Annotated in this window: 19 protein-coding genes; 8 read left to right on the top strand and 11 right to left on the bottom strand. The window is 62.0% G+C overall.

Annotated elements, in window-relative coordinates:
• Nucleotides 1-4: 4 nt before the first annotated feature.
• Both TRIHO_RS14615 and TRIHO_RS14610 read right to left on the bottom strand, forming a co-directional pair.
• Complete coding sequence (locus TRIHO_RS14615; RefSeq protein ID WP_068245164.1) at nucleotides 5-952, bottom strand: TRAP transporter small permease subunit; 948 nt, start codon at nucleotides 950-952, stop codon at nucleotides 5-7.
• A gap of 135 nt (nucleotides 953-1,087) precedes the next feature.
• On the bottom strand, nucleotides 1,088-2,173 hold the full coding sequence (locus tag TRIHO_RS14610) for a TRAP transporter substrate-binding protein (RefSeq protein ID WP_068245161.1): 1,086 nt from the start codon (nucleotides 2,171-2,173) through the stop codon (nucleotides 1,088-1,090).
• Nucleotides 2,174-2,501: 328 nt separating this feature from the next.
• On the opposite strand from TRIHO_RS14610, the gene TRIHO_RS14605 reads away from it, so the two are divergent.
• The 4 genes from TRIHO_RS14605 (at nucleotide 2,502) to ilvN (ending at nucleotide 7,533) form a co-directional block, all read left to right on the top strand.
• Nucleotides 2,502-3,935: a cache domain-containing protein gene (locus TRIHO_RS14605; protein WP_068245158.1), complete on the top strand. Its 1,434-nt coding sequence runs from the start codon at nucleotides 2,502-2,504 to the stop codon at nucleotides 3,933-3,935.
• Between the two features lie 93 nt (nucleotides 3,936-4,028).
• The gene (locus TRIHO_RS14600; RefSeq protein ID WP_068245156.1) at nucleotides 4,029-4,679 is read left to right on the top strand and encodes a response regulator transcription factor; all 651 of its coding nucleotides are present in this window, start codon (nucleotides 4,029-4,031) and stop codon (nucleotides 4,677-4,679) included.
• A 475-nt stretch (nucleotides 4,680-5,154) separates the two neighbouring features.
• Nucleotides 5,155-6,906 (top strand): acetolactate synthase 3 large subunit, encoded by a 1,752-nt coding sequence (locus tag TRIHO_RS14595; protein WP_068245153.1) that lies wholly within the window; start codon nucleotides 5,155-5,157, stop codon nucleotides 6,904-6,906.
• Nucleotides 6,907-6,972: 66 nt separating this feature from the next.
• On the top strand, nucleotides 6,973-7,533 hold the full coding sequence (ilvN, locus tag TRIHO_RS14590; protein ID WP_068245151.1) for an acetolactate synthase small subunit: 561 nt from the start codon (nucleotides 6,973-6,975) through the stop codon (nucleotides 7,531-7,533).
• Nucleotides 7,534-7,727: 194 nt separating this feature from the next.
• On the opposite strand, the gene TRIHO_RS23580 is transcribed toward ilvN, so the two are convergent.
• On the bottom strand, nucleotides 7,728-8,192 hold the full coding sequence (locus TRIHO_RS23580) for a hypothetical protein (RefSeq protein WP_165595920.1): 465 nt from the start codon (nucleotides 8,190-8,192) through the stop codon (nucleotides 7,728-7,730).
• A gap of 303 nt (nucleotides 8,193-8,495) precedes the next feature.
• Here TRIHO_RS23580 and TRIHO_RS14580 point away from each other — a divergent pair, with 303 nt between their 5' ends.
• Nucleotides 8,496-9,296, top strand: a complete 801-nt coding sequence (locus tag TRIHO_RS14580) for a helix-turn-helix domain-containing protein (RefSeq protein ID WP_068245145.1) — start codon at nucleotides 8,496-8,498, stop codon at nucleotides 9,294-9,296.
• 17 nt (nucleotides 9,297-9,313) lie between these two features.
• Here TRIHO_RS14580 and TRIHO_RS14575 read toward each other — a convergent pair whose 3' ends face one another.
• The 5 genes from TRIHO_RS14575 to TRIHO_RS14555 all read right to left on the bottom strand — a co-directional run bounded on the left by TRIHO_RS14575 (nucleotide 9,314) and on the right by TRIHO_RS14555 (nucleotide 17,294).
• Complete coding sequence (locus tag TRIHO_RS14575) at nucleotides 9,314-10,711, bottom strand: amidase (RefSeq protein ID WP_068245142.1); 1,398 nt, start codon at nucleotides 10,709-10,711, stop codon at nucleotides 9,314-9,316.
• A gap of 228 nt (nucleotides 10,712-10,939) precedes the next feature.
• The gene (gene prfB / locus TRIHO_RS14570; RefSeq protein ID WP_068245139.1) at nucleotides 10,940-12,067 is read right to left on the bottom strand and encodes a peptide chain release factor 2; all 1,128 of its coding nucleotides are present in this window, start codon (nucleotides 12,065-12,067) and stop codon (nucleotides 10,940-10,942) included.
• A 114-nt stretch (nucleotides 12,068-12,181) separates the two neighbouring features.
• Entirely contained in the window at nucleotides 12,182-14,686 is a 2,505-nt protein-coding gene (locus TRIHO_RS14565; protein ID WP_068245136.1) for a penicillin-binding protein 1A, read from the bottom strand.
• A gap of 233 nt (nucleotides 14,687-14,919) precedes the next feature.
• Entirely contained in the window at nucleotides 14,920-16,149 is a 1,230-nt protein-coding gene (locus tag TRIHO_RS14560; protein ID WP_068245133.1) for an N-acetylmuramoyl-L-alanine amidase, read from the bottom strand.
• Nucleotides 16,149-17,294, bottom strand: coding sequence for a pyridoxal phosphate-dependent aminotransferase (locus TRIHO_RS14555; RefSeq protein WP_068245130.1), 1,146 nt, complete (start codon nucleotides 17,292-17,294; stop codon nucleotides 16,149-16,151). Before TRIHO_RS14555 ends, TRIHO_RS14560 begins: the two co-directional genes overlap by 1 nt.
• Here TRIHO_RS14555 and TRIHO_RS14550 point away from each other — a divergent pair.
• Nucleotides 17,293-18,756 carry a M48 family metalloprotease gene (locus TRIHO_RS14550; RefSeq protein WP_068245127.1) on the top strand — a complete coding sequence of 488 codons (1,464 nt, stop codon included), beginning with the start codon at nucleotides 17,293-17,295 and terminating at the stop codon, nucleotides 18,754-18,756. The two genes, TRIHO_RS14555 and TRIHO_RS14550, sit on opposite strands and share 2 nt — an antisense overlap.
• The gene (locus tag TRIHO_RS14545) at nucleotides 18,753-19,517 is read left to right on the top strand and encodes a DsbA family protein (protein WP_068245124.1); all 765 of its coding nucleotides are present in this window, start codon (nucleotides 18,753-18,755) and stop codon (nucleotides 19,515-19,517) included. Before TRIHO_RS14550 ends, TRIHO_RS14545 begins: the two co-directional genes overlap by 4 nt.
• Nucleotides 19,518-19,670: 153 nt before the next feature.
• Here the strand turns inward: TRIHO_RS14545 and ispG are convergent, their stop codons facing one another.
• From ispG to hemA, 3 genes are all read right to left on the bottom strand, one after another.
• Nucleotides 19,671-20,804: a flavodoxin-dependent (E)-4-hydroxy-3-methylbut-2-enyl-diphosphate synthase gene (ispG, locus tag TRIHO_RS14540; protein WP_068245120.1), complete on the bottom strand. Its 1,134-nt coding sequence runs from the start codon at nucleotides 20,802-20,804 to the stop codon at nucleotides 19,671-19,673.
• 171 nt (nucleotides 20,805-20,975) lie between these two features.
• Nucleotides 20,976-22,184, bottom strand: coding sequence for a helix-turn-helix domain-containing protein (locus TRIHO_RS14535; protein WP_068245117.1), 1,209 nt, complete (start codon nucleotides 22,182-22,184; stop codon nucleotides 20,976-20,978).
• Nucleotides 22,185-22,313: 129 nt separating this feature from the next.
• Nucleotides 22,314-23,537, bottom strand: coding sequence for a 5-aminolevulinate synthase (gene hemA / locus TRIHO_RS14530; RefSeq protein WP_068245221.1), 1,224 nt, complete (start codon nucleotides 23,535-23,537; stop codon nucleotides 22,314-22,316).
• Nucleotides 23,538-24,001: 464 nt separating this feature from the next.
• Between hemA and TRIHO_RS14525 the strand changes: the two genes are divergently transcribed.
• The gene (locus tag TRIHO_RS14525; protein ID WP_068245115.1) at nucleotides 24,002-25,390 is read left to right on the top strand and encodes a M20/M25/M40 family metallo-hydrolase; all 1,389 of its coding nucleotides are present in this window, start codon (nucleotides 24,002-24,004) and stop codon (nucleotides 25,388-25,390) included.
• Nucleotides 25,391-25,417: the final 27 nt, after the last annotated feature.

Raw genomic sequence — 25,417 nt, 5'->3', positions numbered from 1 at the left:
TTAGTTAATGAGCGCCTTCATAGGCTTCTTCACCTTCGCCAAGCGTATCCTTGTCGAGGTATTTCCCTTCCGATTCTTCGCCTTCGACGAATTCAAGGAAGGAGCGGTAGAAGAAGGCCACAGCATGCAGGAACACCAGTCCCGCAAAGGTCACCAGAAGGATCTTGAACAGGAAGTAACCGTTGAACCCGTTCGGCGAGAACCCGATTGTCTCGACGTTCCACCGCATGGCGCGCGCCTTCATCACGAGGCGGTCGAGCGCATCAGAGGCGGAGGGTTTCGGCACGATCAGGTGGCGCCAGAGGAAGAACCAGCCATACATCCATGTCAGCACGGCCACCGGCATCATGAAGATCAGCGAGCCGATCATGTCGATCACCCGCTTGGCCCGGTGAGAGATCCCGGCATAGATCAGATCAACCCGCACATGGCCGCCCTGCACAAATGTGTAGGTGACGCAGAAACACACCACGAGGGCGTTGTAGAGCTTCAGCTCTTCGGCGAACCAGGAGATGTCTTTTTCCAGCCCGATCCCCAGACCAAAGCTCATGTCGGGGCGGGCAAAGACCCGCTGCATGAACACGATAATGATCTGCTGGATCACCATCAAAAGCCCGGCCCAGGCAAAGAAGCGCCCGCAGGTATTGGCAAAGCCTTCAAGCGCCCGCACCATACCCCACATGAAGCCGCGGAAATAGAGACCGACGGCCGTCAGAACCAGGAAGATGGTGAAGACGACAAAGAAGAATTCGACCGACCCACCGTAATAGACAAAGCGCATCACCGCCTCTTTGTCCTCGGTGCTGTTGGTCCAGGTTATCCAGCCCAGCCACAGTTCGGGATGGGTGATGGCATAGCCAAGGTTGTAAAAGGCGCCGAAAATACTCTGGATCAGCCACCACAGGAAGCCGCCAACCGCGCCAAAAAAGGAAATACTCATGTCGTCCTGCATGGCTCCCCCGGAAGTTCAGAAAACGGTCTGTCGGGTCTGACAACGGCAAGGCCGGAGACGCAGACAGCGACCGCAAGTGCAAAGAGATCCCCCGCGTGAACAGCGGGGGATCCATGATGTGTCCGCAAGGGACCCTTAGCCGAGAACGCGGTCGCGCTGCGCGGTATAGGTGCCGGACGACTGGTTGATCCAGGACGAGGAGGACTTCATCGAAGCCATCGCGCTGTCGTAGACCTTCTTGTAGAGGTCGTCGCCCAGGTTTTCTTCGTGCACTTCCATCGAGGCCTTGCCGAAGGCATCCCAAACGGAGTCAGGGAAGGACATGACCTTGACGCCACCGGCCTGCAGACGCTGCAGCGCTGCACCGTTGTTGGCGAGGAACTGGCTGAGGTTCCACTGGTGGGCTTCGGCGGAAGCGATCTCGATAACCTTCTGGTGCGCGGGGGACAGGCCCTCGAACACTTCGCGGTTGGTCGCAACCGACAGACCTGCGCCCGGCTCGTGGAAGCCCGCAGCGTAGTAGGTCTTGGTGATTTCCTGGAAACCCGCCTTTTCGTCCGCCCAGGGGCCGATCCACTCGGTGCCGTCGATGGCGCCGGAGGACAGGGCCTGGTACACTTCGGAACCGGGGATGTTCTGAACGGAAGCGCCCAGTTTACCCAGCGCCTTGCCACCGAGGCCGGGCATGCGGAATTTCAGACCGTTGAAGTCGTCGGGGCTGTTGATTTCCTTGGAAAACCAACCGCCAGCCTGCGCGCCGGTGTTGCCGCCGAGGAAGGATTTCAGACCGAAGATCTGACCCAGCTCGTCGTGCAGCTCCATGCCGCCGTCCTGGTAGTACCAGTTGGCCAGTTCCTGCGCGGTCATGCCGAACGGCACGGCGGTGAAGAAGGCATAGGCTGGGTGCTGACCAACGAAATAATAGTCGGCACCGTGGTACATGTCAGCCTGACCGGCGGTCACGGCGTCGAACACTTCAAACGCGCCGACGAGTTCGCCAGCTGCTTTGAGGTCAACGGTCAATTCGCCATCGGTCATGGCGGTGATGCTGTCCGCAACGCGCTGTGCGGAGTCATGCACGCCGGCAAGGCCACGGCCCCAGGTGGTGACCATGGTCAGGGTGCGTTTGCCCTGCGCATAGGCCGGAGCGGCCAGTGCGGCGGATGCGACAGCAGCGGAGCCGCCCATTGCAGATGTTTTCAGAAAGGATCGACGATCCATGTGGTATTCCTCCCAAAACGTAATGACCGCCTCGGTGCTTGACGTATGCACCCTACCTCGCGCGGCCTTCTTGAAGTGTGCACAACCCTACTCTGCCCGTGAAACATGTGAATACCAATTACTGCGTAGAAATGCCGCTTTTTTGCCTCCCGCTTGTGCATTCCGGGAATGAAATGTCTTCGGGCCGGCCTGCTTTGGTGTTTTTGGCCTGTCCTGCCTCTTGTTCTGGGGTTTGATTTTCCACCCGCTTGCCGTAACGATTCGAACCGCGCACCCCAGCCCCCCGGCGCCCCCTCGTGCGCGGGGGCGTACATCAGGACGAGCGTTGATGATCCGGTTCCTGTTTCGACCGAATTATGCCCAGAAACTGTCGCTGCTGGCGACGCTGCCGCTGATCATCGCCTGCCTGGCGATTGCGGCGCTGGTGGCATCGCAATCCCGGTCGATGGCCGAACGCGAAATCCAGGTGCTGGAGCGCCAGCTGATCGAGGCCAAGAAGGCCGAGCTGCGCAATTACGTGACCCAGGCCCGCAATGGGTTCATGCATGTCTACGGTCCCGCCGCCCCGGACGATGCCGAGGCCAAACAGCGGGTGACCCAGACCCTCAGCGCGATGATCTATGGCAAGGATGGGTTCTTTTTTGTCTATGACTACGATGGCACCAATCTGGTCAGCCCGCGCCAGACCGAATTTATCAACCGCAACTGGAGCGGGCTGACGGATGCGCGCGGGGTGCCGGTGGTGGATCGTTTCATCGACATCGCCCGCGAAGGGGCCGGCTGGCACAGTTTCATGTGGCAGAAACCCTCAACCGGGGAAGAGGCGCAGATGATCGCCTATGTGGTCGGGCTGCAGGATTGGCAATGGGCGGTGGGCACCGGTGTGTTCATCGACGATGTACTGTCCTCTATCGCCATATCGCGCGCCGAGGTCGAAAACCGGGTGCGGCGGACCTTTCTTTATATCGGGGCGATCACCCTGGTGGCGCTGATCCTGGTCTTTGCCTCCGGGATGATGCTCAACATCCGCGAGCGGCGGCTGGCGGATGCCAAGCTGAAGGAGCTGACACAGCGGGTGTTTGATGCCCAGGAAGAAGAACGCGGCCGGGTGGCGCGCGAGCTGCACGATTCCATCAGCCAGCTGCTGGTCGGGGTGCGCTACGCCTTTGAAACCGTGCGACGGCGGATCGGGAATGAAGAGTATGAGGCAGCGCAGGAGCCGCTGGCAAAAGGCGTCAACAGTCTTGCCACCGCGATCTCCGAGGTCCGCCGCATCAGCCGGGACCTGCGCCCCGGTGTGCTGGACGATCTCGGGCTGGGCCCGGCGCTGAAGGCGCTGACCAGCGAATTTGCCCTGCGCACCGGCATCGAGACGGAATTCTCTACCGTGGTGTTTCGCAACCGCCTGGATCAGGAGGCCAAGATTGCGCTCTACCGGATTGCGCAGGAAGCCCTCACCAATATCGAGCGCCATTCCGGCGCCACCCGTGTCACCATGGATCTGCGCGGCCACGCCAAGGGGGCGACGATGCGGATCACCGACAATGGCACCGGCCTGCCTGCACAGCAGATGCGCAGCGGGCCGGGAATCGGGCTGCGCAATATGCAGGAGCGGATGGAACAGCTTGACGGCACCCTGCGCATTCTGTCATCTCGCAGCGCCGCCACCGGCAGCGGGAGCGGCACCGTGATCGAAGCCAGCCTGCCGCTGAGCCACTTGTTGCCCCCCGGAGACGACGCGCTGGCGCATCGCCTGCCCTAGCCGAGGGCCGCGCGCCACGCGAACCGGGCGTATCTGGCGCCGGGTCAGCCAGGCGCCTCGCCGCCCCCGCGCGGCGGCCAAAGAGGAAGAGACATGCAAAACCCGATGACCCGCGTACTGGTGGTCGATGATCATCCGATGGTGGCCGAGGGAATTCAATCCATCCTCGAAAGCTATAGCGATATCGAAGTGGTCGGGGCCGCCTCTGGCGGACGAGAGGCGATTGCCCAGGCCGAAGACCTGTCGCCGGATGTGATCCTGATGGATCTGAACATGCCGGATGTCGGCGGTCTGAGCGCCACGGAGATCATCCTGGAGCGCCGCCCCCAGATCCGGGTTCTGATCCTGTCGATGCATGACAGCCCGGAATACATCACCACGGCGCTCAGCCATGGCGCTGTCGGCTATGTGCTGAAGGACGTCCAGCCCGAAGAGATCAAGATCGCCATCGATGCGGTGATGCGGGGGGAGCAATACCTCTGCACCGGCGCGGCGGGATCCCTGGCGCCGCGCGACGACCGGATCAACCGCGAGGCCCTGACCGGCCGCGAACAGACCATCCTGCTGGAGCTGGCGCAGGGCAAGTCCAACAAGGAAGTGGCGCTGACGCTGGATATTTCGGTGCGCACGGTGGAGACCCATCGCAAGAACCTCAAACGCAAGCTGGGGATTTCCTCGACCGCCGGTCTGACCCGCTATGCGCTGGAACATGGCGTGCTGCAGGGCACCGGACGCGGCATATAGGAACAGGGGCGGGCTCCCGCCCGTCGCAGGATCGGCGACACCCCGATCCGCGCCCGTTGGGCCGGGCGCCGGGCCGAGGCCCGGCGCGGGCGTGGCTTGGCCCGGCGCGGCGCTCCCTTTGATGACAAAGAGATGCCGCGGCATGGACTTCCCCGCCCTGAACGCTCCAGATTCGCACCTCGAGAACAGGAAAGTGTCGCGATGAGGTGCTCGCGGGTAATAAAATGTCCAAATCTACCCCGAAAACAGTTCTTTTCCCTGTTGACCCTCCCTGCTGTCGCCCATAATGTCCCCGGCAACGCATGATGGAGACCTTTGGGCGATGGCAAGGCTAGTCGTAATTGTAGGACACACGCGCATGGGCCGGTGACGGTAGACCATAATCGAACCCATGCGCCTCCGATCAAAAATCGGGGGCTTTTTTATGCGAAGACTGAGGCGAAGAAAGACGATGTCGTGAACTGGAGCAAAGCAGATGACACGTGAGATGACCGGCGCAAAGATGATTGTTCAGGCCCTTCGGGATCAGGGCGTGGATACGGTATTCGGCTACCCCGGCGGCGCTGTCCTACCGATTTACGACGAGATCTTTCTGCAAAATGACATTCGCCATATTCTGGTCCGTCACGAACAGGGAGCGGTTCATGCCGCCGAAGGCTATGCCCGTTCGACCGGCAAGCCGGGCGTTGTGATCGTGACCTCCGGCCCCGGTGCCACCAATGCGGTGACCGGTCTGACGGATGCCCTGCTGGATTCGATCCCGCTGGTGGTTCTGACCGGTCAGGTTCCGACCTTCATGATCGGCTCCGACGCCTTTCAGGAAGCCGATACCGTCGGCATCACCCGGCCCTGCACCAAGCACAACTGGCTGGTGAAAGACACCGACAAGCTGTCGAGCACCATCCACGAAGGCTTCCACGTTGCCACTTCGGGCCGTCCGGGTCCGGTGTTGATCGACGTGCCCAAGGATGTGCAATTCGCCACCGGCACCTATCAGCCGCCAAAGCCCTCGGCCTCGCATTACCAGCCCATCGTCAAGGGCGACATGGAAGAGATCACCGAGCTGGTCGCCGCCATCGAAACCGCCAAACGCCCGGTGTTCTACACCGGCGGCGGTGTGATCAATTCCGGCCCGGCCGCCAGCCAGCTGTTGCGCGAACTGGTGGAGGCCACCGGCTTTCCGATCACCTCGACCCTGATGGGGCTTGGCGCCTATCCGGCCTCGGGCAAGCAGTGGTTGGGCATGCTCGGCATGCACGGTCTCTACGAGGCCAATATGGCAATGCACGGCTGCGACCTGATGATCAACATCGGTGCGCGTTTTGACGACCGGATCACTGGCCGCATCGACGCCTTCAGCCCGAAGTCGATCAAGGCGCATATTGATATCGACCCTTCCTCGATCAACAAGGTGATCAAGACCGATATCCCGATTGTCGGCGATGTGGCCCATGTGCTTGAGGATATCCTCAAGGTCTGGAAATCCCGCGGCCGCAAGGTGAACCACGAGGCGATTGCCAAGTGGCAGGGTCAGGTCGAGGAATGGCGCAGCGTCAAATGCCTGACCTATGCCACCTCTGAAACCACCATCAAGCCGCAATATGCGCTGGAACGGCTCGAGGCGCTGACCAAGGATCGCAACCGGTATATCACCACCGAGGTGGGACAGCACCAGATGTGGGCGGCGCAATTCCTCGGGTTCGAGGATCCGAACCGCTGGATGACCTCCGGCGGCCTCGGCACCATGGGCTATGGCACGCCAGCCTCCATCGGGGTGCAGATCGCCCATCCCGACGCGCTGGTCATCAACGTCGCGGGCGAGGCCTCCTGGCTGATGAACATGCAGGAAATGGGCACCGCGACCCAGTACAATCTGCCGGTGAAGCAATTCATCCTCAACAACGAACGCCTTGGCATGGTGCGCCAGTGGCAAGAACTGTTGCACGGCGAACGTTACAGCCAGAGCTGGTCCGAAGCCCTGCCCGATTTTGTGAAATTGGCCGAAGCCTTTGGGGCCAAGGGAATTCTCTGCACGGATCCCAAGGATCTGGATGACGCGATCATGGAAATGCTCGACTATGACGGGCCAGTGATCTTTGACTGTCTGGTAGAAAAGCACGAGAACTGTTTCCCGATGATCCCCTCGGGCAAGGCGCATAACGAAATGCTGCTGGGCCAGGCGGAAACGCAGGGCGTGATCCAGTCCTCCGGCGCGGTGCTGGTCTGATCTGAACAGGTTTGTTGCGGGGCGCAGTTGCCGCCCTGCCCCGATATTTCGAGGAAAGGGACTGACATGTCTGCCCTACACATCAAAAAAGGTGCCACCAAGCACTCTGCCTATAACCTGCGGCCGAATTTCTCCGACACGCAGGAACGCCACACGATCACCGTGCTGGTGGAAAACGAACCCGGGGTTCTGGCACGGGTCATTGGCCTGTTTGCCGGGCGCGGCTACAACATCGACAGCCTGACCGTGGCCGAGGTGGATCACACCGGGCACCTCAGCCGGATCACCATCGTCACCACCGGCACCCCGCAGGTGATCGAGCAGATCAAAGCCCAGCTGGGCCGCATCGTTCCGGTGCATGAGGTCACCGACCTGACGGTTGCAGGCCCGTTTGTGGAGCGCGAACTGGCGATCCTCAAGGTGGTCGGTGATGGCGAAAAGCGGGTCGAAGCGCTGCGGCTGGCGGATATTTTCCGCGCCAAAGTGGTGGACAGCACCTTGCACAGCTTCATGTTCGAGCTGACCGGCGCGCCAGACAAGATCGACGCCTTTGCGGATCTGATGCGGCCCCTTGGCTTGACCAAGATTGCCCGCACCGGTGTCGCCGCCCTGTTGCGCGGCGAGTAACCCGCGCGGCGGCCAGCACCAGGCCGCAACAGGCCGGGCCGGACTGTCCTGTGGCAACAAGATGACAAAGCGCAAAACGCACCCTGAATCGGGGTGCGTTTTGTGATTTCAGGATGCCAGTTGTGGCGGTTTGATCCATCCCGACGACCGCCATCGATCTTCGCAAGTGAATGAAATCTCATCAGGATTTCAGGTCACGCCCGCATCAACTCAGGGAACGGGAGGATGGTTGCAGAGACGGTTCGGCGCTCTGGTGCGGCACCGTCGGCGTGCAGAGCCCCCTGCCCTGTCGCCCCCTGCCCCGACGCAGCTTGAGAGACCCGCCGTTCCGGGTTTGCCTCGCGGGATCTCGCGGCGTCATGCTGTGCCAGGTCGCACATCTCGCAGACCTCGGGATCTGCCCCCTCGTGCACCGATCCACGCCCGCCATTGCGCGTGGCGACCGGCAAAGTCGTGACCTCAGCACCGCGAAAACTGCTGTCGTTTTCGTCGCGGTCGCTGTTGGCCTCCTCTCGTCGGTCCGCCGCCTTGCTGTGACGCAATGCATCGGCCAGACCGCTGCGGCTGTCGGTTTCGACAATCTGAACATTCTCCGCAATACGCATCCTGTTTTCGTACCGCGTTTCGAATTCAACCAGATCGCCCTTGCCAAACCGCATGGGTTCTGTCGCCGTTTCCGGCAACAGACAATAAGCCAAATCTCTTTGGTCTTCACACCAGATAACCGCCTTTTTCTTGGCGGAATCTGACCAGACGACAACCCCTATCATGGCGCACCTCGCGTTTGCCTGATCCTATTGTGCGTCAATTCCCTGAATTCAAAAATCCCAAAGTCGCGCTTTGGGAATTGCAATTTGTGTCGAGCTTGATACGCTATGGCGTCAGGTACACTCATTTTGGTGCGAGTTAGCATCAGGACGTGACGCCAAGTCGAAACAGATGCTAGCGAATTGTGGCCCAACATGCTGAAACACAACCGATCTCCTGCCGAACTGAGAACTGTCTTTGGTGAAAATCTGCGCAAACTCTCGCGCGCTTATCCTTCGATTTCAGAACTCTCCCGGCGCCTCGGCATCAACCGGACCCAATTCAATCGCTATATCTCCGGCGAGAGTTTTCCGCGCCCCGATGTGCTGGACCGGATTTGCAGTTTCTTTGCCGTTGACGCCCGCATTCTGCTGGAGCCGGTCGATACGCTCGATCCGCCCAAGGAAACTGTGGTGCACAGCCAATACCTCAAGGATTTCTTTGACACCGGGATCACACGGGTCACCGAGGAGGTTTTTCCCACCGGGTTTTATCGCTTCACCCGCCGCAGTTTCATCAGCGATGACAGTTTTGTCGTCGGCATCGTACATGTGCACCGGATCGAGGGGATCACCTATATCAAGGGCTATGAACCGCGCGCGGGCATGCAGTTTCAGGGGCTGTCCACCTCAGGCCCGACGCGCGAATACCGCGGCTACATGACCTGCCACGAAGATGGCGTCGCCTTTGTGCTCAGCCGTCGCAATACCTTGACCTATTCCTTCAATTACCTGGCGCGGGTCTCGGCGGCAGAAAACAGCCTCTGGATTGGCTATGTCGCGCGCACGATCCGCGAAAGCGAAGGCGGCGAGCGGGTGACCCGGATGCTGTATGAATATCTCGGCCCGACCGTCCGCGACGCCTTGCCCGCGGCGCGCGGCTGCGGCTTTACCAATGCGCCCGACATCATTCCGTTTCACAAGCGGATGCTTCAGCTGGGCACCCCGTTCAGGTAGCGCAGCCGTCGCGCGGTTCAGGTCGCTCGGCCCTCTCGCGCGCCGACCGACGCCTGATGGTAGCATTGGCCCAGCCCGAGCAACGCTGCGTCGCTGCCGGCAGGCCCGATCATTTGCACACCGATCGGCAGCCCCTGCGGGCCGCGCCCTGCCGGCACCGCCAGCGCCGGAAGCCCCAGCAGGCTTGCCGGGACCACCACTTCCATCCAGCGATGATAGGTATCCATAGCAACCCCTGCGATTTCACGCGGATAGTCCCAGTCCGCCGGGAACGGCCAGCACTGCGCCGTGGGCAAGAGCAGCGCATCGTAGGTGTCGAACAATCCCGCCGCCACCCGCATCCAGTCGGACCGCAGATCAGAGGCGTCCTGGATGTCCTGCGCGGTCAGCGCCAGGCCGCGCTCCAGTTCCCAGATGGCGGTGTCTTTCAACTGCGCCCGCCGATCCAGCAGCGGGCGCAGCCCTGCCGCAACCGCAAAGGAGCGCAGGGTGATCCAGGAGTGCCAGATCTTTTCGGCGGCAAAGGGCGGCGCGAGACGGTCAACCCGGTGGCCCTGGCTTTCCAGGGTCGACAGCGCCGTCTCGCAGGTCGCAAGCACACCGTCCTCCATCGGATAGGCACCGCCCCAATCGCCGAGCCACCCCAGCCGCAGGGCGCCTGGATCCTGCAAGGGCTGCACCGGACGGGCGCCACGATGAAGCGGCAAGCGCGGGTCGCCGCCCGCCATCACATCCAGCAAAAGCGCCAGATCCGCAGGGCTGCGCGCCATGGGGCCGTTGGTCGCCAGCGGATGCAGGAACAGGTCGCCTTCAGGTTCGCCAGGGACCCAGCCCCAGGTCGGGCGAAAGCCATAGACCTCGCTCCAGCCGGCCGGGTTGCGCAGCGATCCCATCATGTCTGACCCATCGGCCAGGGCCACCATGCCCGCCGCAAGCGCCACCGCCGCCCCGCCCGAGGACCCGCCGGCCGAGCGGCTCGGATCAACCACGTTGCGCGTGGCGCCATAGACAGGATTGAACGTATGGGAGCCGAGGCCGAATTCGGGCGTATTGGTCTTGCCGATCAGGATCGCCCCTGCGGCACGCAGGCGCGCCACAAAAAGATCGTCCTGCGCCGCCACCTGTCCGGCAAAGATCGGCGACCCCTGCGCGGTGACCAGCCCCTTGGCATTGGCCAGATCCTTGATCGCCATCGGCAATCCATGCAGGGGGCCGCGCGCGGCCTCGGGCACGCGGTCCGCCGCACGCGCCTCGGCCAGAAGCGCGTCGCGCTCCCGCAGGGCAACAATGGCGTTCAATTCCGGATTGCGGCGTGCGATCCGGCTCAGTGTGGCCTCCATCAGCGTTTCCGCTGTCAGGTCACCGGAACGGATGTCTGCCGCCAGATCCCCGGCTGACCGGTCGCAAAGCGTCATGGCGTGTCCTTGTCATTCGCGTCTGATCATCGGATCCTAGGCCGCCGCCAACGCCCTGCAACGCCCCCAAAAAAAGCGTGCAACATCAGCGTCGTGCGCACAGCCGACCGATCGGTCGGCTGCCCGGCCCAACGCCGGGCGGGCCTCTGCGAGGCTCAGGCCCGGTGGCGGGAGAGCCCCCTGGCGTTCAGTCCAACCGGCGCGTCATGGGGCAGGTTTTGTTCTGGATCAGTCGTCGCCCTGGGCGTCGGCGCGGCTCTTGCCGGAGACCTTCATCGCCAGGGTCGCAGCCATGAAGCCATCAAGATCGCCATCGAGCACGCCCTTGGTGTCCGAGGTCTCATGGCTGGTGCGCAGATCCTTGACCATCTGGTAGGGCTGCAGCACGTAGGATCGGATCTGGTTGCCCCACCCCGCATCGCCCTTGGCCTCGTGGGCGGCGTTGATGTCGGCGTTGCGGCGATCCAGTTCCTGTTGGTACAGGCGCGATTTCAGTGCCTTCATGGCGATGTCGCGGTTCTGGTGCTGGGATTTCTCGGAAGAGGTCACGACGATTCCGGTCGGCATGTGGGTGATCCGCACTGCCGAGTCGGTGGTGTTGACGTGCTGCCCCCCCGCCCCGGAGGACCGGTAGGTGTCGATGCGGATGTCGGCCGGGTTGACCTCAATCTCGATATTGTCGTCCACCACCGGATAGACCCAGACCGAGCTGAAGGAGGTATGCCGCTTGGCCGCCGAATCGAAAGGCGAAATTCGCACCAGCCGGTGCACGCCGCTCTCCGACTTCAGCCAGCCATAGGCGTTGTGGCCTGAAATCTTGTAGGCAGCGGATTTGATACCGGCCTCTTCGCCTGCGCTTTCGGACTGCAGCTCGACTTTGTAGCCTTTTTTCTCCGCCCAGCGGACATACATCCGCGCCAGCATCGAGGCCCAGTCGCAGCTCTCGGTGCCCCCGGCGCCCGAGTTGATCTCGAGAAACGTGTCATTGGCGTCGGCTTCCCCATCCAGAAGCGCTTCCAGCTCCTTTTCGGCGGCCTTTTCCCGGAGCAGCTTCAGCGCGTTCTCGGCATCGATGACGACTTCGGCGTCCTCTTCCATTTCGCCAAGCTCGATCAGCTCGATATTGTCGGCCAGATCCTGCTTGATGGTGGAATAGACCTCGATGGCATCCACCAGCATCTGCCGGTCGCGCATCAGTTTCTGCGCCGCCTCCGGGTCGTCCCAGAGGTTGGGATCCTCGACCCGCGCATTGAATTCTTCCAGCCGGAACTGCGCGGTTTCCCAGTCCATCCGCTGGGAAAGAAGGTCGAGCGATTTTTCGATATCAGCCACGATGTTCTGGATCTCGGCGCGCATGGGTGTTCCTTGAGGTCTGGTTTGAAACTGGGTGATACCGCACGACCGGGACCACTACAAGAGCGCGGCAAGGCGGCCAACGCCGCATTGCCGCCCCGGTCAGATCATCGCTGACTAGTAAAGCCCACCGGAGCTGACATCGCCAAAGGTTGCCTTGGGACCAAGCACCGCCGTGCCGCCGCTGGAGGTGGTGACCTGACGGCCGGATTCGCTGACTTCCTCGATCAGCGGCAGATCCGACCCCATGCCAAAGCCACCGTCAAACGCCAGGCCAAAGATCGGCTCTTCGCCATCGCGGAAATATTCCGCCACCACATAGGCGCCGTTGGCCTCGTCCGGCAGACGGCCACCGGTGTAGCGGTCGATCTTGATGAAATGCCCGCCCGGCGGCACTTCGAACGGGCCACCGCCGAATTTCTCCACCGCTTTGGTCATGAACTGCTGAAACACCGGACCGCAGAGTGTGCCACCATAGGCGCCCCGCCCCATGGGCCGGGGTTGGTCATAGCCGATGTAACAGCCGGCCACGATATTGGAGGTGAAGCCCACGAACCAGGCGTCGCGGCTGTCGTTGGTGGTACCGGTCTTGCCGGCCGTCGGCACCGGCAGATCAATCACGCTGGAGGCGGTGCCGCGGTCCACCACGCCCTTCATCATCGAGGTCAACTGATAGGCGGTGATCGGGTCCATCACCTGTTCGCGGTTTGTCACGATCCGAGGCGCGCGGCCCGGGTCCAGCTCGGCCCAGGAACAATCGACGCAATCGCGGTCGTCATGGCGATAGATCGTCTTGCCAAAGCGGTCCTGAATACGATCCACCAGCGTCGGCTCCACCCGCTCGCCGCCATTGGCGAACATCGCATAGGCCGCCACCATCTTGTACAGGGTTGTCTCTTCGGCCCCCAGCGAGTTGGCGAGAAAGGTGCCCATGTTGTCATAGACCCCGAACCGTTCCGCATAGCCCGCAACCACCGGCATGCCGACCTCCTGCGCCAATCGAATGGTCATCAGGTTCCGGCTCATCTCGATCCCGGTGCGCAGCGGGGTCGGGCCATAGAATTTGTTCGAAGAGTTCTTGGGGCGCCACAGCCCCTGCGGCGTGTCGATTTCAATCGGCGCGTCAATCACGATCGTCGCCGGGCTATAGCCGCTGTCGAGCGCCGCCGCATAGACGAAAGGTTTAAAGCTCGATCCCGGCTGGCGCTGCGCCTGGGTGGCCCGGTTGAACACCGAATGCTGGTAGGAAAACCCGCCCTGCATCGCCAGAACCCGGCCGGAGTTGACGTCCATCGCGACAAAACCGCCCTGCACTTCGGGCACCTGCCGCACCGACCAGTGTTGCAGGGTATCGCCGTCCCGAATGGCCATGGCATAGATGACATCGCCAACCGCAAAGTTGTCGCTGAAATCCCCCTTCATCCATTTGATGTCGGAGCGCGGGACCGTTCCGGTGCCACTGACGCTCTCGATACCAAGGGTCAGTTCGTTCTCCGACAGGCCCAGAACCACCGCGGGCAGCCAGGCCCCCTCCATCGTGAGGATATCCCGTGCCACATCCGCCTCGCTCAGCGCGGCGCGCCATTGCTCTTCGTCCTGCAGCACCTCGGCTGGCAACGTCACGTCGGTGCCGCGCCAGACCTGACGGGAGCGGTCAAATTTCTCCAGCCCCTTGCGCATGGCAAGCGCGGCCTCGGTCTGCATTTCCTCGTCGATGGTGGCGCGGATGGTGAAACCGCCGGTAAAGAACTCGCCCTCGCCGAAATCTTCGGACAGTTGGCGGCGAACCTCATCGGTGAAATAATCCCGCGGGGGCAGCGCGTTGCGGAAGCCGTCAAAATCGCCGTTCTGAACCGAACGCAGCGGTTCGGCCACTTCGACCTCGTAGACGGCGTCCGAGATATAGCCGTTCTCTTTCATCTCGCGCAGCACGTAGTTGCGCCGCTGCATCAAACGCTCCCGTTCGCGGACCGGATGGTAATCCGACGGCGCCTTGGGCATCGACGCCAGGGTCGCCGCCTCATGCGGGGCCAGCTCTCCGAGGGTCTTGTTGAAATAGGTCTGGGCCGCCGCCGTCACCCCATAGGAGTTCTGGCCGAGGAAAATCTCGTTCAGGTACAGCTCCAGAATTTTTTCCTTGCTGAGGGAATCCTCAAGCCGGGTGGCCAGAATGATTTCCTTGATCTTGCGTTCGGCCTGCCGGTCGCCAGAGAGCAGGAAGTTCTTCATCACCTGCTGCGTGATCGTCGAGGCACCGCGCACATTGCGCCCGCGCGACTGCACCGCTTCGACGGCGGCGGCCAGAATACCGCGCGCGTCATAGCCGGCATGGCTGTAGAAGTTCTTGTCCTCGGCCGAGATGAACGCCTGTTTCACCAGATCCGGCACCTCGCTCGAGGGGGTGAACAGCCGGCGTTCTTTGGCAAATTCGTCGATCATCTGCCCCTCGCCGGAGTAAATCCGGCTGATGGTCGGTGGCTGGTACTGGGCCAGCGATTCATGGCTGGGCAGATCGCGCCCATAGACCCAGAAGATCGCACCAATCGACAGGGCCAAAACCCCGATTCCAAGGGTTATGGTGCTGAAAACAGCGCCAAAGAAGGACAGAATAAACCTAAGCACTATGTGGGCCTTTCTCGCACGGTGCCGCTTATATAGAGCGCAACATGACAAGCGTCAAAACGTGATACGGCGGCGCAGACGTCGTCTGCGCACGTGGTCGGTGAGATCATAGCAGAGCCTTGCCCGGCTGTATTGTCACTTTCAGATGTTTGGGGCGGGACGGCAAGAAGCAGCACAAGTCGCTGGTGCGCGCCCGGCCGGGACCAGCCGGGTCGGTGGATTTTCGGTCGGTGTCACTGCCGGACCAGCGCGCGCCGCGCCGCATCCGCCTCGCGCCAGTTCAAAAGCCCGTTCAGGATCCCCTGCGCCGCCCGTGCCCGCCATTCCGGATCGGTCAGATGCTCAAGGTCGCGCGGGCTGGACATGAAACCAAGTTCGATCAGCACCGACGGAATATCTGCTGATTTCAGCACCGAGAACCCGGCAGAGCGCAATGGGCGGCGATTGACCGGCCCGCCCTGCTCCATCAGCGCCTCGATGACCGATTGGGCCAGGGCCGCGCTGCGCGGGTGGGTTTCCTGTCGCGCCAGGTCCAGCAACACATCCGTCACCTCGTCATCGACCTTGCTCAGGTCGCTGCCAGACAGCAGATCCGCCCGGTCGTGCCGTTCGGCCAGTTTCGCCGAGGCCACATCCGAGGCCGCTTTCGACAGGGTATAGACGACGGTGCCATGGGCCATCCCCTCGGACACCGAGTCGGCATGCAGCGACAGGAACAGATCCGCGCCCTGACGGTGGGCCATTGCGATGCGGCGTTCGAGCGAGACAAAATAATCGCCCTCGCGGGTCAAGAGCACCTCGAACCCGCCCGAGCGCACCAGCCGTTCGCCCAGATCATAGGCGAAACTCAGCATCAGGTCCTTTTCGGCAATGCCCCCTTCGGCTTCGGCACCGGGGTCGAGCCCGCCGTGGCCTGGGTCCAGCATGACCAGCAGCGGCGCGTCCGCGTCTCGGGGTGGACGGGTCTTTATCGGCGCGGGCTGGGGCAAATCCAGACGGGGGTCATAGGGGGCCCCGGCACCAGCGGCAAAGGCCGCGGCCTCTATCGGTTCCAGCTCCACCACAAGCCTGGCCTCGGCGGATACCGTGTCGATCGTCATCGCCGCTGCGGCGATCTGCATCGGCGTTTCCAGCTCCAGGACCATCCGCGACCAGCCGGGCACATATCCGCCATAACGGATATCTCGTACAATATCCGAGACAATAAAGGGGTCAGCGCGCAGTCCGGTCCAATCCACCTCCTGAAAATCCAGCACCACCCGGCGCGGATCGTCGAGGGTAAAGATCCGGTAAGGCACCCCCTGGCTCAACCCCAGTTCAAGCCGCGCGCCGGCGCGATCGTCCACCAGGCGGCTGTGCTCCGGCAACACCCGCGCGAGGGCGGAAAACCCCTGCGCGCTGGCGCCGATAGGCAGACACATCAGCGCAACAGCGACCGCGAACAGACCTGGTAAAAGGCGCATCAGAGGCGACCCCGCATAAAGATTTCAAGGCGTCTCAGGCCCTCTTCGATGTCCGATGTCGCCCGGGCATAGGAAAACCGCAGCGTGGTGGCCCCGCGTTGAGGGTCGAAATCCAGCCCCGGAGTAACCGCCACGCCCGCCTGTTGTAGGATCTCTGCCGCCAGCGCACGGCTGTCCGTCGTCAGGTCGGAAACATCCGCATAGACATAAAAGGCACCGTCCGGCGGCGCGATCTTGGTGAAACCGGCGCGCGGCAGCCCGTCCAACATCAGCTGTCGGTTGCGCGCATAGACCGCAAGGTTGGCTTCCAGCTCTGTGGTGCATTCCATCGCTGCAAGTGCGGCAACCTGGCTGGCGTGCGGGGCACAGATGAACATGTTCTGGGCGATCCGTTCCACCGTGCGGATGTGATCCTCGGGCACAATCATCCAGCCAACGCGCCAGCCCGTCATCGAAAAATACTTTGAAAAGGAATTGATCACATAGGCCTCGTCCGAGATTTCCAGCGCAGTGACCGCCTTTGCCTCGTATTCCAGCCCGTGATAGATCTCGTCCGAGATGAAGCTGGCGCCTTCGGCCTGCGCCGCCTCCATCAGCGTCGCAAGCGCCGTTCGGTCGAGCATGGTGCCGGTTGGATTGGCCGGCGAGGCCACCATCAGACCGGCAAGATCCAGCCCGCGCAGATCCGCCGCAACCGGCTGCAGGCGGTTTTCCGGAGCCGTTTCAATATCCACGGGCTGCATCCCGAGCGCGTGCAGGATCTGACGATAGGACGGGTAGCCGGGCGCGCCGATGCCAACCCGGTCACCGCTGTCAAACAGCGCCGTGAAGCTGAGAATAAATGCGCCCGAAGAGCCAGGCGTGATCACCACCCGTTCGGGGTTGAGATCGACATTATACCAATCGCCGTAATGCTGCGCGATCCGTCGGCGCAGGGCAGGCAGACCCAGCGCCACGGTATACCCCATGGCGTCCGTTTCCAGCGCATCCGACAGCGCCTGCCGGGCCGCCTGCGGCGCCCCTGTCGAGGGTTGTCCGACCTCCATATGGATGATGTGACGCCCGGCGTCCTCCGCCTGACGGGCGGCCTCCATCACGTCCATCACAATGAAGGGATCGACTTTTGACCGGCTTGAGTTTCGCATGCTGATCTCCCATTGTGCGGCCATGAGTTTTGACCGCGTATTCCCCTCCACGTCAATCCCGGGCGGGTTCTTCCCGGCGCTTCTTTTGGCGGGCGGCCCCGGTTTGACGCGTGGCCTTGGCGCGGTCCTGCGTTTGCCCGTGCTGATGGCCTTGCTGGTTTGCAGCATCGCCCTGCCGCCGTTGTCGGCAGCGGCCCAGTCGATCCGGCTGCTGCGGGATGCCGATATTGAATATGGGTTGTCCCGCCTGGCGGACCCGGTGCTGCGGGCTGCCGGATTGAACCCGCGGCGGCTGCGGGTTCTGGTGGTTGATGACAACAGCTTCAACGCCTTTGTGATCGACCAGAATGCGATTTTTGTAAACCACGGGCTGATCCTCAAGGTGGAAACCCCTGAGATGCTGCAGGCCCTGCTGGCGCATGAAGCCGCGCATATTGCCAACGGCCATATCGGGCGGCGCGGCCAGAACCTGCGTTCGGCCAGTACTGCCGCCGGGTTCGGAACCGCGCTGGCGCTGCTGGCCGGGGTCGCCGGTGGCGGCAAGGCGGCGATCGGGCTGGCGGCAGGCGCGCAATCGGCCGCGACACGGGGCTTTTTGTCCCATACCCGCGCCGAAGAGGCCTCGGCGGATCGCTCGGCGGTGGGCTATCTGACGCGCGCCGGGATTGACCCACAGGGGATGGTCGATCTGCACAGGATTTTTGCCGGGCAAGAGGTTCTGGGCGCCGCCAGCCAGGACCCTTACATGCGCTCGCATCCGCTGACCCGGGATCGCATACGTGCGGCGCAGGCCTATGCCACCAGCGCCCAGGGTCAGATCGAAAATTCGCCCGAAGCCGCCTATTGGCTGGCCCGCATCCAGGGCAAGTTGTCAGCCTTTACCCGCGCACCAAGCTGGTCGAAACGACGATTGGCCACGGAACAGTTTACCGATGTGAAACACATGCGCGCCGCCATCGCCGCGCATCGCCAGAACGACCTCAGACGGGCGCAACAGGAGATGCAGAGCCTGCTGGCCAAGCGACCCGATGATGCCTATTTCCACGATCTTCTGGGTCAGATCCTGTATGAAAACCGGCAATGGCAAAGCGCGGTTTCGGCCTTTTCCACGGCCGCAAAACTGGCCCCGAACGAGCCGCTGATCCTGGCCGGGCTTGGCCGGGCGCAACTGGCTGCGGGGCAATCCAGCGCGGCGCTGACCACCATGGAGCGGGCGCGCGGACTTGATTTTCGCAATGCGACCTTGCTCAGGGACATGTCTCTGGCCTATGCGCAAACAAAACAAACGGGTATGGCAGCTTTGGTAACTGCTGAACGCTATGCTTTGCAGGGACGACTGCCGGATGCCGGCCCCCATGCCAAGCGCGCGGTGGGTCTGTTGCCCAACGGATCGCCGGCCTGGCGTCGTGCCCAAGACGTATTGATTGCATTTGAACAAGACGAGAAAAGGAACAAGAAATGATTGCCCTGACACGCATGGCTGCGGCTGCGGCCTGCGCGCTCTCTCTCTCCGCTCCGGCGGCGCTGGCGTTTGATCTGAGCGCAATGACGGCTGAGGAACGGGACGCTTTCGGCGCCGCCGTGCGTAGCTATCTCCTTGAAAATCCTGAAGTTATTCTCGAAGCGGTAGACGTTCTGGAAGACCAACAGGCCAGCGCCGAAGCGGCGCGCGACGACGCCCTGGTGGCGGCCAGCCTGCAGGAATTGCAGGACGACGGCTATTCCTGGGTGGGCGGCAATCCCGACGGGGACATCACCCTGGTTGAATTCATGGACTACCGCTGCGGCTATTGCCGACGCGCCGCCCCCGAGATCGAGACCCTGCTGGCGCAAGATCCCAACATCCGGCTGGTGGTGAAGGAATTCCCGATTCTGGGCGAAGCGTCAGTATTGTCGTCACGCTTTGCCATCGCAACCAAGCTGGAGGCCGGCGACGCGGCCTACAAGGAGGTTCACGACACGCTGATGGCCTATACCAGCGAGCCAAACGAAGTGGCGCTGCGGCGGATGGCCGAGGGGCTGTCGCTGGATGCGGATGCCATTCTGGCGCGGATGGACAGCGCGGATGTGACCGAACAATTGCAACGCACCCGCGCGCTGGCGCAGCAGCTGTCGATTTCGGGGACGCCGACCTTTGTGCTGGAAGACGAAATGTTGCGTGGCTTTCTGCCTGCGGACCAGCTTCAGCTCATGATCGAAGAGATCCGCGCGGCGCGCAGCTGACGCGCAAGGCTGCTGACAATCAAGGCAGCTAAAAATCAAGACAGCAAACAATCAAGACTGGGTGCGGGGGGGGATGCCCCCCCTACCACTCTGCCAGGAGGGATCTGGCCAGACCACCAAGCCTGTCATCAGAAAGTCACGGAAGCGGCGGATTTATTCTGCCGCTTCAATCTCTTGCGCCGACTGGCTTTCCAGGCTTGCGGCCTTCTTTTCGACTTCCTCGACGATGTGATTGATCATCTGATCATTCGACATCTTGTGGCTGGCTTTGCCCGCCAGATAGACCATACCGGAGCCCGCGCCGCCGCCGGTGAAGCCGACATCGGTCATCAGCGCCTCGCCCGGGCCGTTCACCACGCAGCCGATGATCGACAGGCTCATGGGCGTCTTGATATGTTCAAGCCGCTCTTCCAGCGTTTCCACGGTTTTGATGACGTCAAACCCCTGGCGTGCACAGGAGGGACAAGAGATAATATTGACGCCTCGATGGCGCAGGCCGAGGGATTTTAGGATCTCAAAACCGACTTTCACCTCTTGGACCGGATCTGCCGACAGGCTGACGCGGAGGGTGTCGCCAATCCCCATCCAGAGCAATTGCCCCAGACCGATGGCCGATTTGATGGTGCCGGAGGTAAGGCCGCCGGCCTCGGTGATGCCAAGGTGAATCGGCGCGTCCGTGGCCTCTGCCAGCATCTGGTAGGCCGCGGCGGACATGAAGACATCGGACGCCTTGACCGAAATCTTGAAGTTGTGAAAATCGTGATCCTGCAGGATCCGGATATGGTCCATACCGCTTTCGACCATGGCATCGGGACAGGGTTCGCCATATTTGTCGAGCAGGTGTTTTTCGAGACTGCCCGCGTTGACACCGATGCGGATCGAACAATTGTGATCACGGGCGGCGCGGATGACCTCGGCGACGCGTTTTTCGTCACCGATGTTGCCGGGGTTGATACGAAGACAGGCCGCGCCCGCCTCTGCCGCCTCGATCCCGCGTTTGTAGTGAAAATGGATATCGGCCACGATAGGCACCGGGCTTTCGGCGACGATCTCTTTCAGGGCGCGGGCGGAGGCTTCGTCCGGGACCGAAACCCGCACGATATCCGCCCCGGCCTCTGCCGCAGCGACGATCTGGACAATCGTCGCTTTGACATCGGTGGTCAGGGTGTTGGTCATGGTCTGCACCGAAATCGGGGCATCGCCCCCCACCGGCACGTTGCCAACATGGATCTGGCGGCTTTTGCGGCGTTCGATGTTCCGCCAGGGGCGGATGTGATTCAGGGACATAGTTGCCTCGTCCTGCGTGTCGCTTGGGCCATAGATAGGCCGAGGCTCCGGTGCCTGCAATGGCTGTCCCGGAGATCGGGCAAAGACTCGTCGAAAAAGCCGCGATCTATCGCCGCAAAGCGCGGGGATCCGGGCGGGAACAGGCTGGCGTGCGGAGCGGGGGGCGCAGGATCACTCGGTTGGGGTTGGCGTGACCGTGGTCCGCAACTGAGCAACCAAGACGGCCAGGGCCTCGTTCTGTTCGGCCTGAAGATCGGCAAGAACAAAACGTCCGCTCAGCGCATCCGGCGACAGTTCGATGTTTTTCGTGACCTGTCCGCGTCCACCGACCGGGCCATAGTGCTGGCCGTTGACCGCGAAATAGATCGCACTGCTTTCACCCGTGCGCAGTTTCGGAGCATCTTCGGTCAGCGGAACCTCGAACGATTGCCCAGGTTCCATGGTGGTTTCAAAGATCACAGAGCCGTCGGCGGCGGTGACCTGAACCCAGGACGGGCGCACGGCAAGCATCTGGACGGTTGACGTAACCGGTTCAAGCACCTGTGGCACCGCAAGATCGGGATTGTCCTTTGCCGGCAGGCTGGCATCAGCAAGCAGGAGCCCCGGCTGTTCCGGCGCCGCAAAATTGCCAAGCGCGCGCGGATCAAGCGTGGAAATCGGCGCATCCCGCGCCACCAGAACCGGCACATCAAGCGCCTGTGGCCGGTAAAGCCGGTCGAGCGCCTCTGCCGCCGGATCCTGGGCGCGGTCGCTGGAGACCAGAGAAGCGGAGGCCAGCGGGTCCAGTTCAGCCAGAACCTCGGGCGTTTGTTCCACCGGGGCAAAGGTGACCTGCTGCACCTCACGCAGAACTTTCCAGCCGCCGTAGCCCAAGCCACCGATCACCGCGCAAAGCACCAGCAAAGAGCCGATGGCGCGCGGTTCGATCTGCGCCAGGAACCCATCCGAGACGGGCACAAACGGGGTCGCCGAATTCATGAAGGCATCACTGCCAAGGCCTTTGCCCGTGGTGCGGCGCAGGTCCTTGGGTTTACGGACCGAGGCTTCGGACGACATGCCATGCGCAACGGAGAAGCCGCTTTCGGCGCAAAAGGCATTAAACGCCGTCTCGGCATCCATGTTCAGGTAACGGGCGTAGGAACGCACGTAACCGGCAATAAATCCGGGCGTATCAAAGACAGAGGGGTCGCAGTTTTCGATCGCGGCGATGTAGGAGGCCTTGATCCGCAGTTCGCGCTGCACGTCCAGCAGGGATTTGCCCATCGTGGCGCGTTCGCCGCGCATCGTATCACCGAGGCGCAGTTCAAAATCATCAAAACCCAATGGTTTTGACTCGTCTTCAAGACCTTTCGGGGTGCGCTGAGTTAAGCGCCCGATCATGCCTGCTGTCCCATCAGTACCTGCCGTTTTGCGACATTTACCGCGCCGCCAAACGATTCTCGATTCGTCAGCGCGGTTTCATTGATGAAACGATAACACAAATCCGTTTACAGAACACTTCGCAGTGGCTTATCCGGCCAGTTCGGCGCGATTTAGCGCACAATGCGACCAGAGTTTATCCATCGCCCGCACAAGATGATCCATTTCGCCGGGGCCATGCACGGGCGAGGGCGTGAAACGCAGTCGTTCTGTGCCGCGCGGCACGGTCGGGAAATTGATCGGCTGCACGTAAATGCCGAAATCCGCCAGAAGCATATCGCTCAGTTTCTGGGTATGGACCGGATTTCCGACGATAACCGGAACGATATGGCTGCCATGATCAATGATCGGCAGTCCCATCATCTTCAGCCGCGCCTTGAGATAGCGCGCCTGTTCCTGATGCTTGTCGCGCAGCTCCTGTGCGGTCTTGAGGTGGCGCACCGAAGCCGCCGCCCCTGCCGCCACGGACGGTGCCAGCGATGTGGTGAAGATGAACCCGGGCGCATAAGAGCGGATCGCATCGCACATTTTTTCCGAGGCCGCGATATAGCCGCCCATGACGCCATAGGCCTTGGCCAGAGTGCCATTGATGATGTCAATCCGATCCGCCAGCCCGTCGCGTTCGCTGACGCCACCGCCGCGCGGGCCATACATGCCCACCGCGTGCACCTCGTCGATATAGGTGAGTGCATTGAACTCTTCCGCCAGGTCGCAGATCTCTGCAATGGGGCCGAAATCGCCGTCCATGGAATAGATCGATTCAAACGCGATCAGCTTGGGCGCTTGCGGGTCGTCGGCCGAAAGCAGTTCGCGCAGATGCGCCACATCGTTGTGGCGGAAGATCCGCTTGGCCCCGCCGTTGCGGCGCACGCCTTCGATCATCGAGGCATGGTTCAGCGCATCGGAATAGATAATGAGGCCGGGCAGCAGTTTCGGCAGGGTCGAAAGGGTCGCATCATTGGCGATATAGGCGGAGGTGAACAGCAGGGCCGCTTCCTTGCCATGCAGATCCGCCAGCTCTGCCTCCAGTTCCTTGTGATAGATCGTGGTGCCGGAGATGTTGCGCGTGCCGCCAGAGCCGGCACCGGTCGCGTCCAGCGCCTCGCGCATCGCCTTGAGCACAGAAGGGTTCTGCCCCATCCCGAGATAGTCGTTGCCACACCAGACGGTGATGTCCTGTTCGCTGCCATCGGGCCGGGTCCAGACGGCGTGAGGGAATTGACCGCGCTTGCGCTCGATGTCGATAAACGTCCGATAGCGGCCTTCTTCGTGAAGGCGTTCAATCGCTGCGTCGAGTTGTGCGGTATAGTTCACCGTCATCTCCATAGCTGTCTTCGGCGCCCATCGCGGCTCCGGCTGAGTCTCGATCCCGACCTGCCTTGCCCCAGGCATCTTTCACCGCGATCTGTCCCGCGGTGCCAAACCGGCATCCTTGTCCTGCACCATGTGATAGCGGGCCGCAGCCCCATCCTCCTTGATACAGGTCAAATATTCCTTTCGGTGTGTTTTAGAACCATTCTTAAAGGCAGGCAAGCGCGCGATCCTGCATTCCAGCTATGCAGGGCGACGCAAAATGTCGCATGACGCTCCGGCAGCCCTAGGCGGCCGCGACGGCCCATTCCCGCCAATTGGTCATGGTGCTGCTGTGGGCGCATCCTGCTGCTGGTCCTCGCCAAATCACGCTGATAGGCTCTGCCAAGAGACCCGTTGGCGCGCAGGATTCACGGACCGATCCGGCTTGTCACGCCTGCACGGGCTGCCCTACTCAGGAGATCCAGATGTCCCTTACTTCCGTTCTCGATAGAATCAATTCCGACCTGTCCGCAGCCACCGACCGGCTGCTGGAGCTGCTGCGCATCCCGTCGATTTCGACCGATCCCGCCTATAAGGCGGAGTGCGATGCCGCCGCCGACTGGCTGGTGAAAGATCTGAACTCTATCGGTATCCAGGCCGAGAAACGCGCCACCCCCGGCCACCCGATGGTCGTCGGCCATGTCGGTGGCGAAAACACCGACGCGCCGCATCTGCTGTTTTACGGCCATTATGATGTGCAGCCGGTGGATCCACTGAACCTCTGGAGCACGCCACCCTTTGAACCGCAGCTGGAAGAAACCCCGAACGGCACCGTCATCCGGGGGCGGGGATCGTCGGACGACAAGGGCCAGCTGATGACCTTTGTCGAGGCTTGCCGGGCCTGGCAGGCGGTGAATGGCTCCCTGCCCTGCCGCATTACCTTTTTCTTTGAAGGCGAAGAAGAATCCGGCTCGCCCTCGCTGATCCCCTTCCTTGAGGCGGCAAAGGAAGAGCTTTCGGCTGATATCGCGCTGATTTGTGACACGTCGATGGTTGCCCGCGGCGTTCCCTCCGTTGCGTCGCAGCTGCGCGGCATGATGAAGGATGAATTCACCCTGATCGGCCCGAAAATCGACCTGCATTCCGGTCACTACGGCGGTCCGGGCCTGAACCCCTTGCGCGAAATCTCGAAACTCATCGCGTCCTTCCATGACGACGAAACCGGCGCGGTCGCTGTCGAGGGGTTCTATGAGGGCGTGCACGAGGTTCCCGCCGAAATCCTGCGGCAATGGAAGGGCTGCGGCTTTGACGAGACGGACTATCTGTCGAACGCGGGCTACACCGTTGCCCATGGCGAGAAAAAATATTCGACGCTGGAGCAGCAATGGGCCCGTCCGACGCTGGAAATCAACGGCCTTTGGGGGGGCTATCAGGGCGCCGGCACCAAGACGGTGATCCCGTCAGAGGCGCATTGCAAGATCACCTGCCGCCTGGTTGGCGACATGGACCCCGATGCCCTGCGCGCAAAGCTGCGCAAGCACGTCGAGGATCGCCTGCCCAAGGATTGCACTGTGAAATGGGATCTCGATCTGGACGGCTCGCCCGCCTATGTGATCGACACCACCCGACCGGAGTTTGAGGCCGCCCGCGGCGCGCTGACCGACGAGTGGGACCGCGAGGCGGTGTTTTCCGGCATGGGCGGTTCGATCCCTGTCGCCGGGTACTTCAAGTCGATCCTCGGCATGGACGCCCTGCTGATCGGTTTCGCCAACGAAGATGATGCGATCCACTCGCCGAACGAAAAATACGACCTCAAGAGCTTTCACAAGGGGATCCGGTCCTGGGCCCGCGTGCTGGACGCCCTGTCGAAATAATCTGCCCCCCTGCCCGGCCGCGTTGTG

This window comes from Tritonibacter horizontis (assembly GCF_001518015.1).
Lineage (GTDB): Bacteria > Pseudomonadota > Alphaproteobacteria > Rhodobacterales > Rhodobacteraceae > Epibacterium > Epibacterium horizontis.
This window is presented reverse-complemented; position numbering and strand designations above follow the sequence as displayed.